Genomic DNA, 13,634 nt, shown 5'->3' on the forward strand with positions numbered 1-13,634 from the left:
AGGACCCGCAATGTATCCTCCCGCTGAACCCATGGGCACCGAGGTATTCGCCCGGCTGCCCGAATCCCTGCACCTGACCGAACAGCATTCGAGCTGGCTGGCAGCGCGCCACGTAAAGATGCACTCTTTCCTGGAAGGGCCGGCCTTCGATCGCGCCGGCAATCTCTGGTGCGTAGATCTGGCGCATGGGAGGATCCTGCGCGTGGACCCGGCAGGCAACTTTGAGGTCATCGTCAGCTACGAAGGCGAGCCCAACGGCCTGAAAATCCATCGAGACGGACGCATCTTCGTCGCCGATCACCTGCACGGGCTGATGCTCCTGGATCCGGAATCACGCAGCATCCGGCCATACCTGCAGCACGTGCAACGTGAAGGACTGAAGGGCCTGAACGACCTGTTCTTCGCATCCAATGGCGACCTGTACTTCACCGATCAGGGTGAGAGCGCCCTGGAGAATCCGACCGGCCGCGTGTTCCGCCTGCGCGCCGACGGCAAGACGGTGGATCTGTTGATGGATGGCCTGGCAGGGCCCAACGGCCTGGTCATGAACAAAGCCGAGAATGTGCTCTATGTGGCCATCACGCACGACAACGCGATCTATGCGCTGCGGCTGGAACCCGGCGGCCAGATGAAGAAAGCCAGTCGCTTCATCCAGCTGTCCGGCAGTACAGCCGGGCCGGACGGCATGGCCCTGGACTGCGCTGGCAACCTGGCGGTCGTCCATGCCCAGGCGGGCACTGTATGGCTGTTCAGCCCCTTGGGCGAACCCCTCTACCGCATCCGGTCCTGCGCGGGCATGCGCAGCACCAATGTCGCATTCGGCGGCGACGACATGCGCAGCTTGTACATCACCGAAGCGGAGCAGGGCGTCATCCTGCGCGCGCGTCTGCCGCATCCCGGCAAGCCGATGTACTCGCACATGGATTGACCTGCATCCCACGCACACCATTCACGCAAAAAAACACGTATACCGGAGACAACATCATGATTTTCTTCCGATTGATTGCCGGGCTGGCGCTGTGCCTGGCCGCGGTTACGAGCGCGCAGGCCGCCGATTCCTATCCCGCGCGTCCCATCCGCCTGATCGCCACCTTTGGGCCGGGCAGCTCCATCGACATCATTGCCCGCCTGGTTGCCAAGCCTTTGGGCGAGCAACTCGGCCAGCCGGTGATCGTCGAGAACAAGCCAGGCGCCGGCGGCGACCTGGGCACCGACCTCGTCGCCAAGTCCGCCAAGGATGGCTACACCATCGGCTTCGCCTCGGCCGGGCCGATAACCGTCAATCCCAATGCCCGCAGCAAGATGCCCTATGACCCGCTCAAAGACCTGGCGCCCGTAGCCCTGGTGGCTACGGGACCGAACGTCATCCTGGTCAACGCGTCGATTCCGGTGACGAACCTGAAGGAACTGATTGCCTACATCAAGGCCAATCCTAACAAGGTCAATTACGCCTCGGCGGGCGTTGGCACCAGCGGCCATATCGCAGGCGAGTTGTTCCAGCACTTGTCCAAGACCGAAATCCTGCATGTGCCCTACAAGGGCAATAGCGATGCCATTACCGACACCCTGGGCGGGCGCACCCAAATGGTCATCAGCGGCGTTCCGCCCATCCTGTCGTTCGTCAAGTCCGGCCAGCTGCGCGCCCTGGCCGTGGCGGACACCAAACGTTCGCCGCTGCTGCCGGATGTGCCCACCGTTGGCGAAGCCGGCCTGCCGGGCGCCGAAAGCGTCGCCTGGTACGGAATCGTGGCGCCCGCCGGTACGCCGCAGGCCATCCTGGATCGCCTCCACGACGAGATCATCAAGGCGGTGAATACTCCAGAAACGCAAGAAAAGTTCGCCGGCCTGGGCATTGTGCCGTCCGCGGACAGCCGGGCGGCCTTCGGCAAGCGCATGGCGGATGAGTACGTGCGCTTCAAGGAGCTATTCAAGCAGATCAACCTTGTGATGGACTGAGGGAATCATGTCGCGAACCGTTATCGTCACCGGGGCCAGCGGGCTGGTTGGCTCCGCCGCCATCGACTCCTTCCTGAACGCCGGCTGGGACGTCGTCGCCGTCTCCCGACGCCGTCCGGAAATCTTCAGCCAACGGCCGTTCACCCATCTGCAGTTGGACCTGCAGGACGCCGACGCCTGCCGCCGCGCCTTCGAGTCCTTGCCGCAAGTCACGCATGTGTTCTATGCGGCCGTCTATGAAAAGCCCGGCCTCATTGCGGGCTGGCAGGATCCGGAGCAGATGGCCACCAACCTCAGCATGATCAGGAACGTGATCGACCCGCTGACCCGCACCGGTAGTCTGCGCCATGTCACGGTACTGCAGGGCACCAAGGCCTATGGCGTACACCTGCACCCCATCCGCGTTCCCGCCCGCGAGCGCCAGCCCCGGGACAACCATCCGAACTCGTACTGGTTCCAGGAAGACTACATCCGCGAAACAGCGGCGCGCTGCGGCTTCGGCTGGACGATATTCCGTCCCACGATCGTGGTCGGTCCGAACGTGGGCGTAGCCATGAATACCGTACCGGTCATCGGTGTCTATGCGGCGATATGCCGCGCCGAGGGCAAGCCGTTCGGCTATCCCGGTCACATATCCTATCCGCGCGAAGCCGTGGATGTGCGTCTCATCGGCGATGCGGGCGTCTGGACCGCGGAGAATCCGCAATCCTGGAACGAACACTTCAACCTCACGAATGGCGAGGTCTTCAGTTGGCGCGACTTGTGGCCGTCGCTCGCAGAGTTCTTGCGCGTCGAAGCAGGCCCGGACCGCCCCGTCCGCCTGGCCGAGTATCTGCCCACCCGCGCGAGGCTGTGGGACGATATCGTCAAGCAGCATAGCTTGCGGTCCCTGAGCATGGCCCAAATCCTGGGCGAATCCCATTACTCCGCCGACGCCCGGTTCGGCTACGGCCTGAAAGCGCCGCCGCCGCCCGCCTTTGTCAGCACGGTGAAGATCAAGCAGGCCGGCTTCACCCAGACCTGCGACACAGAGGCTTGCGTCAAGCACTGGCTGAAGGTGCTGATGGAGCGGAAGATCATTCCGCCCTGCACGGACTAGAGAAAGAGGGCTTAGGACGTCCTGGTCGGTCAAAAATCGTAGCGCAGCGTCACGCTCGCGAACCGTGGCGAGCCGTAATGCCCGTAGCTGCCGCCGATGCCCTGGTAGTAGGATTTGTCGAACAGGTTGTTGACGTTCAACGTTGCCGCCAGCTTCTTGTTGAACTGGTAGCGCGCCATCAGGTTGACCACCGTGTACGCGTCCTGCTTGACCGTGCTGTCATAGCGGCTGAAGTACAACGAAGTCTTCGACGTCCAGTCCAGGCCGCCACCTACCGTCAGCCCGTTCCAGGTTCCGCCCAGCCGGTACGTGGTCCACAGGCGCAATGTGTTGACCGGTAGCTGGGTCAGCAATTGCGCGCCTTGCGCGTCTTCGCTTTTTGCGTGGCTGAAGCCCGCATGCATGTTCCAGCCCGGCCGGATTTCACCGGCCACTTCCAGGTCGATACCTGTCGTTCTGGCGCCTTTGGCCGCGCGGTACGCCGCGTTTTCCGTACCCGGTACCGTGTAGCCCGGATCCAGCTCAGCGACGTTGTCCTTCTGGGACCGGTATATCGCCACGCTGGTATTCAGGCGACCGTTAAGGAATTCCCCTTTCCAGCCCATCTCATAGTTCTTGCCTACGATGGGGTCGAGTACGTTGCCATTGCGGTCCTGGGAGGATTGCGGCTGGAAGATGTCGGTGTAGCTGGCGTAGACCGATTGCTCGGGCGTCAGGTCGTAGACGATGCCGGCGTAGGGAGTGATCTCACCGCGCGCGCGCATGGTGTAGGTTTGCAGGAAATTGTCGGTCGGGCTCTCATAGTGATAATCGTAGTTGTAGTCGGACCGCCGCGCGCCCAGAATCAGATGCACGTCATCGATGGGGTTAAGGCGGAATGCGGCATAGCTGCCGCTCTGGCGCGACTTCACATTGAAGATCTCACCTACGGTGCCGGTGTCGCCCGGCCTCGCCATGTTGTTGCCCCAGGTGTAGAAATCGACCGTGGACACGCCCACGTCCCAGCCTTTGTGCTTGTTCTCGTAGTTCTGGAAGTTGAAGCCCGCAATGAATTCATGCGTCCGTCCGCCCAGCTCGAAGGGACCCTGGATCGTGACGTCCACGCCGGTCTGGGTTTGCGTCGCGCCAGCCCGGTAGGCCAGCATGCCCGCGTTGCCCGTGGCCTGGTCCAGGAATGAGCGGCCCGACCCTACCCGATACGAGCCGTTCAAATTGGAACGTTCCACGTCCATGTAGTTGGCGGCGACCTTGAACTGCCAGTCATGCGCCAAGGCCTGTTCGAAGGCCGCGGTGTAATTGGTGGTCTTGAACTCGTCGTACATCCAGCGCGCGCCCGAACTCGTCGAGCGCGTGAAGTCCGTCTGCTGGCCATTGGTGAAGATCAAGGGGACACCGGGCGCGCCCGTCGCCTTGTACCGCTGGTGGTCGATGCCGAAACGCAGCAGCGTGGTATCCGTCAGGTCGGCTTCGACCACGCCGTACAGGACGTCCTTGTCCTGGGTGTAGGCGTCCATGAAAGTATGGTTGTCCTGCTTGGCGGCCACCAGTCGGCCACGCAATTTCCCGTTGCTGCCCAAGGGGCCCGAGATATCGGCTTCAGCGCGATACAGGTCCCATGAGCCGGCTCCCACCTGTGCATAAGCCTGGAATTCGTGCGTGGGCCGCTTGCGGATCAGGTTGACGGTACCGCTCGGGCTGCCGGCGCCCGTCATCAGGCCGGTGGCGCCGCGCACCACTTCCACGCGGTCGTACAGCGCCATGTCGAGCAACGTGCTGGGCATGGTGCGCGACTGGTTCACCTGGGTGGTGGTCACGCCATCCAATTGATAGGTATCCATGGCGCTGCCGCGCGAATAGATGTTGAAGCGTTCGCCGCCGTCCTGCGACATGGTGATGCCCGGCGTCTGATTCAGCACGGCGGTCATGCTGTTGAGCTGCTGATCCTCGATCTGCTGCCGAGTGATTATGCTGATCGACTGCGGCGTTTCCTTGATGGACAGATTCATCTTCGTCGCGGTGCTGCTGACCGGCACCGTGTAGCTGCCTGTGCCTTCGCTGACGGGGGCGTCGAAGTCGCCGAACACGGCGACCGGTTCCAGAACTGTCGCCGCATTCGCGTTGGCGCTATCCGCGCGCAGCGTGTACGTGTTGTCTGCCTGCCGGACGGCTTGCAGGCCGGAACCCAGGAGCAGCGTCTGAAAGGCGGCCTGCACATGGTAGCGGCCTTGCAGGCCGGCGGTGGTCTTGCCTTGCGTGAGCGCGCCGGGCGCGGTCAGGAATACGCCGGCGTCCGCGGCCAGTTGATTCAGTGCGGCGGTCAAGGGCCCGGCCGGGATGGCGTAGTCGCGGACCTCGTTGGCTTGTGCCTGCGCCGTCGGCGCCCAGGCCGCTGCGCCGCCGATCAGGCCGGCAATGGCCAGGTGCAACGTAAGCGCCAGGGGCCGCACAGCAAGACGCGGGGTAGTGTTGGGCGCGCGGTCGGCGCAGAAGCGGGTACGGCGGCGAAGCATAAGGCGGAAGTCCCTCAAGGCGTGGTGGTGGGCAGCGAGAGGGAGGTCATCGACGCGTCGATCTGATCTTCTCTCATTCCGTAAATCGGATGAGATTCAAAAACCCGAACTGATTTTCAAAAAAAATCTTGTCAGCGCGCGACGATCGATGTCCACCACGGCAGCGGCCTTTGCACGCGCACGGGCAGATTGCGTTCCAGCATGTCCAACGCGCGGTCGGAGTCGTCGGCGGGGAATACGCCCATGACGAGCAGGTCGGCGACTTCCGGCGCCACGCCCAGATAGCCCTTGCGGTAGCGCCCGAGTTCATTGACGAGCACTTTCAGGGGCAGGTTGTCGGCGACCACCACGCCCCGGCTCCACGCTTCGCGGGCGGGGTCGGCGCTCGCGGTGGACACGATGAGGTCGGCGTCGAAGCGGGCTTGGCCGCCTGCCGTTACGTTCACCGACGCGCGGGCATGGTTGCGTACCGCCACTTCGCCGTCGTAGACGTCCAGCTGGATCTGGCTTTCCGTCTGGCGCACGCTGAAGCGCGTGCCCAATGCCTGCATGTGTCCAAAGCGGGATTCGACATAGAACGGCCGTTGCGCGCGGTCGCGTGCCGTTTCGACCAGGATCTCGCCCGCCCGCAGTATCAAACACCGCGCCGAGTCGCGGTAATCAACGTCCAGCGCGCTTCGGGCGTTCAACCATATTCTCGATCCGTCTGCCAGCAGCAGGGCGCGCCGCTCTCCCGTGCCCGTGGCGTAGTCTGCCGTAAACGCCAGCGCCTGATCGCGCAGCGGTGTATAGCGCCACCCCAGCCAGCCCAATACGCTCGTGCCGAGGGCGATGGCGCTGCTGCCCAGCAGTTGGCGCCGCTTCAGCGCGCCCTTGCGCGCCACGGCGGCGCCTGCCAGCGCAGCCTTGGCCCCGCCTGGACGCAGCGGCTCGAACCGCTGGCTGACGGCTTCGATGTGATGCCACGCGGTCGCATGCTCGGCGCGTTCGCGCAGCCAGGCCTGCCATGCGGTCCGGTCCTGATCGGTCACGCCATCCGCGCCCAGCAAGGCAAACCAATCGGCGGCCTGTTGCAGGCTGTCGAAATCGGCTTTCAGCGCGCTTCCCGACGAGGGCGCGGCTCCGCTGTCGGCCGGCAGGTTTCTTGACGGCAGCCCCATCCGTCTACCTGCCCAGCCCCGCATCAATCAATGCGCACTGCAACATGCCTTGAGCAATGTACTTCTGGATCATGCGTTCCGACACACCGAGGGTCTGGGCGATGTCGCGGTAAGGCACGCCGTCCACCTGTGCCATGATGAAGGCGGTGGCGGCCTTGTGCGGCAAGCGGCTCAGCAGCGTGCCGATCTCCATCAACGCTTCGATGATCAACGCGCGCTGCTCGGGAGAGGGCTCGAACGATTCGGGGCGCGCGGCCAGTGTGTCCAGCCATGCCTGTTCGACTTCACGGCGGCGCCATAAGTCGGCGCATAAGCCATTGGCCATGGCGCGCAAATAGCCGCGCGCTTCCGGGAAACTCTTGAATCCCTGCGAGGCCGGCTTGCTGAGCAGGCGCAGGAAGGCGTCATGGGCCAGGTCGGCGGCGTCCGCCGCATTGCCCAGACGGCGTCGCAGCCACCCTTGGAGCCATTCGTGGTGATCGCCGTAGATCACGTCCATCGACGGTGCCGCACCGTATCCGTCAGCCTTCATTCCTGTTCAAGCCCGCGGCGGTGGGGCCCCTCTGTCTAGGTGCTGCGAACGAAAGTAATTCGCATTCGCAAGAAAGAGATGAATCATACACCATGGAGGAGGGCCTGGCATGCGCGAAATCGCGCGCCCTGCTAGTCCAGCGCTTCGTACTCGGCCATGGTGCGGTACCAGAGATCGCTCACCTTGGCGGCCAGGCTGCTGGCGGTGGGGAAGGCCTCGGTCAGCAGCGTGTCGTGATTGACGAAGCGTTCGCGCAACGTGTCGATGGTCATGGTGATCAGGATGCGGATCATGCCCGCGTACTCCCGGCGCTGCAGCTTCGTGAACGCGCGGCCGCGGCGGCGCTCGGAGACGTGCAGCACTTTCATCGTCCAGTTGGCGTTGCGGTCTTCGCGCAGCCTGGTGATCGCCGCGTTGCGGTGCACGGCGGCGTACAGGTTGGCGTTCGCTTCGTACGCGCGGCAATACCAGTCGTTGGCTTCCAGGATAGCCTCATAGGTGGACAGGTTGCGCGAGTTGCTGACACGGGCCGACTCGATGTACTCAAGGAACAGGCTCAACATCTCGAAGATGCAGTCGTCCACGTCCTTAAAGTGGTTGTAGAAGGTGCCGCGCGACAGTCCGGATTGGTCCAGCACGAACTCCACCGTGGGATTGCGCAGGGGTTCTTCCTGCACGCAGCGCGCGGTGATCGTCAGGAAAAGATAGCGGGTGCGCTCGCGCTTGGGCAGGGAGCGATCCAGGCTCTTGTGGCCAAGCATCTCCTCGAAACGCAGAGACGTGGGTATGTCGTCGTGCGGATCGATCTCCGCCTTCTGGCCCGCGATTGTCTTGTTTTGTGTCACGCCATGTCCTTTCACTGGGGTCGCCCGTCGCCGTCGCCCGATAGGCGCCGGCGAGGCCGCCGCAGCCGCATTTTACTGTCCCGTAAACGCCGCCCGGCGCTTCTGGACGAAGTGCGCGACGCCCTCCTGGAAGTCGGCGCTGCGCAGGCTGTCCACCATTTCGTCGTTGGCCAGCCGCACGGCGCCGGCGAGGTCCTGGAACGGCGCTTCCCAGAGTTGCCGCTTCATCACGCGCAGGGATCTGGGAGACACCTCCGTGGCGAGGGTTTCGGCGAACGCCAGCGTCTCTTCCAACAAGGCATCTCCCTCCACGACGCGATGCACCAGCCCCAGCCGCAGCGCCTCGTCCGCGGCGACCTTGCGCGAGCTCATCAGCATGTCGATGGCGCAGGCGTGGCCGACGACCCGAGGCAGGATCCAGGCGGTGCCGTGCTCGGCCACCAAGCCGCGCCGCGCGAAGGCGGTCGTGAAGACGGCATGCGGCGAGGCATAGCGGAAATCGCTGTACAGCGCCATCACCAGGCCCAACCCCGCCGCCGCGCCGTTGACCGCGGCGATGATGGGCTTGGAGCAGGCGGGAAAGTACGAGTAGCGCGTCTGGTAGTCGGGGCGCCGGCTCATGTCGAACGGACGCATCCGCGCTGGGTCTCGGATGTCCTCCGGTGGCAACTGCGCCAGTTCGCCCATGTCCATGCCGGCGCAGAAGGCCCGGCCCGCGCCGGTCAGCACGATGGCCCGGACGCCGGGGTCGGCGTCGGCCCGGTCGATGGCATGACGCAGCTCGGCCTCGAGCCTGCGGGTCAGGGCGTTCATCTGTTGGGGCCGGTTCAGCGTGATGAGCGCGGTCCAGCTGGAATGCTGGTACTGGATGTCTGCATATTCCATGCGGGGTCCTTTCAGGCGGAAGGCTGCTGCAAGCCGGGATAGTCGGGTGGAAGCTGGTAAGAGATGGTTTCCGTGAATTCCTCCAGCCCGTGGGGGCCGTTCTCGCGCCCCATGCCGGATTGGCCGAAGCCGCCAAATGGCGCATCCGGATTGAATGGCGCCCCATTGATTTCGACCTGGCCGGCCCGCAGATGCCTGGCGACGTCATAGGCGTGCTCGGCGGTAGCGCCCCAGACCGCGGCGGCAAGGCCATAGGGGGTGCCGTTGGCGAGGGCGATTGCCTGCGCTGTGTCCTGGTAGGGCAGCAGCGCGAGCACCGGGCCGAATACCTCCTCCTGCGCGATGGCCGCGTCGGACGCGACCGCTCCCAGTACCGTCGGCGCCACGAAGTAGCCGCGTTGGGGCACGGGGCAGGCATCGGGGCCGCCCGCGACGATTCGGGCTCCCGCGGCCAGGGCCTGCTGCAGCATGGCCTGGACCCGCTGCCGCTGCTGGGCGCTGGCCAGCGGCCCCAGTCGTGTCGCTGCATCCGCAGGATCGCCCATGACGTAGGCGCCAATGTATTGGCTGGCGAGTTCGCAGGCCTTGGCGTAGTCGCCTGCGGGGACCAGCAAGCGGGTGTAGGCCGAGCAGGTCTGGCCCGAGTTCAGAAAGCAGCTCGCCAGGGTGGCTTTGACGGCGGTGGCCAGATCGGCGCCCGGTAGCGCGATCGCCGCGGATTTGCCCCCCAGCTCCAGGCTGACGCGCTTCAACCCCGAGCCGGCCGCGGCTGCGATCTCGCGCCCCGCGCGGGTGGACCCGGTGAAGGACACCATGTCGACGCCCGCATGCCGAGCCAGCGCCTGGCCGGTTTCCGGGCCAGAGCCGTGCACCAGGTTGAAGACACCTGCGGGAAGGTGGGCTTCGGCTATCGCCTCGGCCAACAGGAAGGCGCTGAGCGGCGCGATCTCGGAGGGCTTGAGCACTACGGTGCAGCCTGCCGCCAGTGCCGCGGCGACCTTGGCCGTGACCTGGTGCAGTGGGTAGTTCCAAGGGGTGATGCAGGCCACCACGCCGGTTGGCACGCGGCGGACAATGGAATGGCCGATGCGCGATTCGGCGGTCACGTGCTCGCACAGATCAGCGTAGCGGCGCCACGCAGAAATGGGAGCCGCGACCTGGATGCGCTTGACGAGTTTGGCAGGCATGCCGGTCTCGCGCATGATGGCGTCGGCAAGCGTGTCTGCGCGGGCCTCCAGGGCATTGGCCACCGCGCGCATCAGGCTGGCGCGTTGCGCGGCGGGCAAGGCGGTCCAGCCGGGCAAGGCGTTACGGGCGGCGGCGACCGCTTGATCGACGTCCGCCGCGGAACTCGTGTGCAGCACGGCGAAGCGCGTCTCGGCGTAGCTGTCCACGACATCGCTTGTCGCGGTGCCGGTAGCGGCCTGCCAGCAGCCGTCTATGTAGGTCTGGGTGTATTCCAAGCGGGGTTCCTCAATGCTGATAGCGGGTGGGATCGAGATGGGCGACGGGCAGGCCAGCCTGGCCTTCCAGCACCAGACGAGCGGCGGCTTCGCCGATCGCCGGCGCGAACTTGAAGCCATGGCCGGAGAAGCCGCAGGCGACGATGAGCCTGCGAGCGGGATCCAGCGCGCCCAGCAACCCTTCGCCGTCGGGCGTGAAGGCGTCCATGTAGATGCCGGTGCGGACCGGATCGGGGTAGATGCCGCAAAGGCTCTGCGCGGCGGCTATGCGCAGCCGGACCATCTCGGCGGCCGGCAGGTCGCGGGGCAACGCGTCGGGGTTCTGCACGGCGGGCCATCCGCCGGCATTGCAGCTGCCTTTCAGGGTGGCACCGTCGGTGGAGGGAAAACAGTTGAAATAGCCGTCCGGGAACACGCGCATCATGACCAGCGCGCGTTCGTCGGAGAACGGCGCCATGTCGGGGGCGGCGAACCATGACAACGCGATGCGCCGCGGGATCAGGGGCTGCGCGGACAAGGCGGCCAGTCCTGAACCCCAGCCGCCCGGCGCGGCGATCACATGCGTGTACCGCTCCGGGGCCCCTTCGGCGTGCACCGTCACGCCCTGGCCATCGGGCTCCAGCGCCTGGACCGTGGTGCCGGCGCGCAGCTCGGCGCCGTGTGCCTGCGCCTGCGCCACGGCCGCCAGCACGGCATGGTCGGCGCGGATCACGCCGCCCTCGGGATCCAGATACAGACATTCCTGTTTCCCGATATGGAATTGCGGATAACGCCTGGCGGCCTCGCTGCCGCCCAGCACCTCCAGCGGCAGGTCGAACGCGCGGGCGGTAGCCAGTGTCGAGCGCATGCTCTCGTGTTCAGCAACGCCGATCGAGGCGACACCCGTCTGGTTCAGCAACGACCGATTCGATACCGCTTCCAGCTCGCGCCAGAGCGGCAGGGCAGCGCGGATCAGGGGCACGTGCGACGCGCCCTCCTTGCAGGCCACGCGAAAGATGCGGGTATCGCCGCCGGCCGCGCCCCGGTCGTGCGCGGGCGCATATTGCTCGAACAACGTGACAGGAACACCGCGCCGCGCCAGACGCCACGCGGCCATGGCGCCCATGACGCCGGCACCGATTACGGCCACTCTCAATGCGGCTGCGGATTGTGCATTCAAGGCAATCTCCTTGCCATGGGGTTTCAGGCGAAATGGCAGGCAACGCGCTGGGGCGAGCCCGAGCGGGACACCAGTTCAGGCGCCGATTGTGCGCATGCCTCGCGGGCCATCCAGCAACGCGTCCGGAAGCGGCAGCCGGTGGGCGGGTTGATCGGGTTGGGCAGCTCGCCGGTCAGGACCCGCGGACTGCGTTGACGTTCATGCCTGGGATCGGGCGTGTTGGCGCTATCGACCAGGGCCTGCGTGTAAGGGTGACGCGGGGAGCCCAGAACGTCGCGCGCCGCACCCAGTTCCACCACGCGACCCATGTACATGACGGCGATGTCCTGGGCGATATTGGCGACGACGCTGAGATCATGCGACACGAATACGTAGGAGACTTTCAGCTCGGCCTGCAGGTCTCGCAATAGGTTGATAACTTGTGCCTGGACCGACACGTCGAGTGCGGAGACCGGCTCATCGCAGATCACGACCTTGGTCGGTCGGACCAGTGCGCGCGCAATGCCAACGCGCTGTTGTTGCCCGCCGGACAGCGCGTGGGGATAGCGTCGGGCGTGATCGGTGTTGAGCCCCACTTTTTCCAGAATGGCGAGAGCGCGGTCCTGGCGCTCGGCGCGCGTCAGCTGGGCATCGTGGATATCGAGCGGCTCGCGCACGATTTCCCCGATCTTCAGCCGCGGGTTGAGCGCCGTGTAGGGCGACTGGAACACCATCTGGACATCGCGCATTACTTCCCGCCAGCGCTGGCCTTTGAGGCGTGAAATGTCCTGACCTTCGATGCGCAGCGTGCCGCTGGTTGGCTGCAGCAGGCCTACCAGCATGCGGGAAAGCGTGGATTTGCCGCAGCCGGATTCGCCCACCACGCCCAGCGTGCTGCCGCGCGCCAGCGAGAGGCTGACATGGTTGACCGCGTCGAGTTCCAACGCAGCGGAAGGCCAGGGCCGGGTAATGCGGTAGGTGCGGCCCAGATCCTGAGCCTGCAGGACAGGCACCGCATTCGCGCCTGGCGTGACCGGTTCAAGCGGGCTGTGCATGCGCGATCTCCTCGAGAGTGAAATGGCAAAGCGATTCCCTGCCATCACCGAACCGGATGACCGGCGGCGCTATCTGGGCGCAGCGCGGCACCGCCATCTGGCAGCGTGGATGGAAGGCGCAGGCCGGAGGCAGCCGTTGCGGCGACGGCGGGGCGCCGACAATGGCCTGTAACCGTTCTCCCGTGTGGTCCAGCCGCGGCATGGCCGCAAGCAGCGCGCGGGTATAGGGATGGGAAGGGGTGTCGAACACTTCCATGACCGGCCCCGTCTCGACGGCCCGCCCGGCATACATCACGAGCATGCGGTCCGCCATCTTGGCCACTACCCCCATGTCATGGGTCACGATCAGGATCGCCATGCCCAATTGGTCGCGCAGGCGCAGCAATAGCTGCAGGATCTGCGCCTTGATGGTGGCGTCCAGTGCCGTGGTCGGTTCGTCCGCGATCAGCAGGTCGGGTTCGAGCGCCAGCGCCATGGCAATCAAGGCGCGCTGACGCATGCCGCCGGAGAACTGGTGCGGATACTGACCCGCGCGCTCGGCGGGCGAGGGGATGCCGGTCAGGCCGAGCAATTCAACCGCGCGTCGCCAGGCTTCCTGCTTGGGCGTGCCTCGGTGCACCATCAGGGTTTCCGCGATCTGGTAGCCCACGGTCGTGCAGGGATTCAGCGCGGCGAGAGCGTCCTGGCTGATCAGCGCCATGCGCTCGCCGCACAGCCGCCGCCTGGCCCGCGCGGGCAGGGCCTGGATGTCCTCGCCATCCAGCTCGATGCGGCCGGCAGTCCGGGCCTGCCCCTGGAGCAGGCCCATCACGGCCTGGACCAGGGTGGATTTCCCCGATCCGGACTCGCCGATGATGGCGTAGATTTCACCGCGCCGCACTTTGAAGTCGATGTCCCGGACCACCTGGACATCGCCCGCCGCGCCGCGGAACGCCACGTTCAGCGCCGAGACCGACAGCAGCGGTGCGGCGGGGCTGGATGGCATGGACAT

General features: G+C 65.5%; 12 protein-coding genes. 3 read left to right on the forward strand and 9 right to left on the reverse strand.

All coding sequences use genetic code 11. The annotated features are described in order from the left end of the window. The first annotated feature begins 10 nt into the window (after window positions 1-10). Genes VCS63_RS18160 through VCS63_RS18170 form a run of 3 tightly spaced genes read left to right on the forward strand, consistent with a single transcriptional unit; the run spans window position 11 to window position 3,055 of the window. Window positions 11-928 (forward strand): SMP-30/gluconolactonase/LRE family protein, encoded by a 918-nt coding sequence (locus VCS63_RS18160; protein WP_063960557.1) that lies wholly within the window; start codon window positions 11-13, stop codon window positions 926-928. A 56-nt stretch (window positions 929-984) separates the two neighbouring features. Next, on the forward strand, window positions 985-1,956 hold the full coding sequence (locus VCS63_RS18165) for a Bug family tripartite tricarboxylate transporter substrate binding protein (protein ID WP_042795065.1): 972 nt from the start codon (window positions 985-987) through the stop codon (window positions 1,954-1,956). 7 nt (window positions 1,957-1,963) lie between these two features. Further along, window positions 1,964-3,055, forward strand: a complete 1,092-nt coding sequence (locus VCS63_RS18170) for an SDR family oxidoreductase (protein ID WP_323880604.1) — start codon at window positions 1,964-1,966, stop codon at window positions 3,053-3,055. A 29-nt stretch (window positions 3,056-3,084) separates the two neighbouring features. Here the strand turns inward: VCS63_RS18170 and VCS63_RS18175 are convergent, their stop codons facing one another. The 9 genes from VCS63_RS18175 to VCS63_RS18215 form a co-directional block, all read right to left on the reverse strand. Beyond that, on the reverse strand, window positions 3,085-5,565 hold the full coding sequence (locus VCS63_RS18175; protein ID WP_323880605.1) for a TonB-dependent siderophore receptor: 2,481 nt from the start codon (window positions 5,563-5,565) through the stop codon (window positions 3,085-3,087). 131 nt (window positions 5,566-5,696) lie between these two features. Beyond that, window positions 5,697-6,725 (reverse strand): FecR domain-containing protein, encoded by a 1,029-nt coding sequence (locus VCS63_RS18180; protein WP_323880606.1) that lies wholly within the window; start codon window positions 6,723-6,725, stop codon window positions 5,697-5,699. Between the two features lie 4 nt (window positions 6,726-6,729). Then, on the reverse strand, window positions 6,730-7,257 hold the full coding sequence (locus VCS63_RS18185) for a sigma-70 family RNA polymerase sigma factor (RefSeq protein ID WP_063642765.1): 528 nt from the start codon (window positions 7,255-7,257) through the stop codon (window positions 6,730-6,732). Window positions 7,258-7,388: 131 nt separating this feature from the next. Continuing rightward, window positions 7,389-8,102, reverse strand: coding sequence for a TetR/AcrR family transcriptional regulator (locus VCS63_RS18190; protein ID WP_042797347.1), 714 nt, complete (start codon window positions 8,100-8,102; stop codon window positions 7,389-7,391). Between the two features lie 72 nt (window positions 8,103-8,174). Next, a complete protein-coding gene (locus VCS63_RS18195) occupies window positions 8,175-8,987 on the reverse strand; it encodes an enoyl-CoA hydratase (protein WP_063960560.1) in 813 nt (270 codons plus the stop codon). A gap of 11 nt (window positions 8,988-8,998) precedes the next feature. Continuing rightward, window positions 8,999-10,450: an aldehyde dehydrogenase family protein gene (locus VCS63_RS18200; RefSeq protein ID WP_323880610.1), complete on the reverse strand. Its 1,452-nt coding sequence runs from the start codon at window positions 10,448-10,450 to the stop codon at window positions 8,999-9,001. 10 nt (window positions 10,451-10,460) lie between these two features. After that, window positions 10,461-11,609 (reverse strand): N-methyl-L-tryptophan oxidase, encoded by a 1,149-nt coding sequence (solA, locus tag VCS63_RS18205; protein WP_323880611.1) that lies wholly within the window; start codon window positions 11,607-11,609, stop codon window positions 10,461-10,463. A gap of 23 nt (window positions 11,610-11,632) precedes the next feature. After that, on the reverse strand, window positions 11,633-12,643 hold the full coding sequence (locus tag VCS63_RS18210; protein WP_112966256.1) for an ABC transporter ATP-binding protein: 1,011 nt from the start codon (window positions 12,641-12,643) through the stop codon (window positions 11,633-11,635). Then, window positions 12,627-13,628 carry an ABC transporter ATP-binding protein gene (locus VCS63_RS18215; protein ID WP_223306376.1) on the reverse strand — a complete coding sequence of 334 codons (1,002 nt, stop codon included), beginning with the start codon at window positions 13,626-13,628 and terminating at the stop codon, window positions 12,627-12,629. The genes VCS63_RS18210 and VCS63_RS18215 overlap by 17 nt, the downstream gene beginning before the upstream one ends. Between the last annotated feature and the right edge of the window lie 6 nt (window positions 13,629-13,634).

Origin of the sequence: Achromobacter sp. D10 (assembly GCF_035282245.1) — a bacterium.
Taxonomy (GTDB): Bacteria; Pseudomonadota; Gammaproteobacteria; order Burkholderiales; family Burkholderiaceae_B; genus Achromobacter; species Achromobacter insolitus.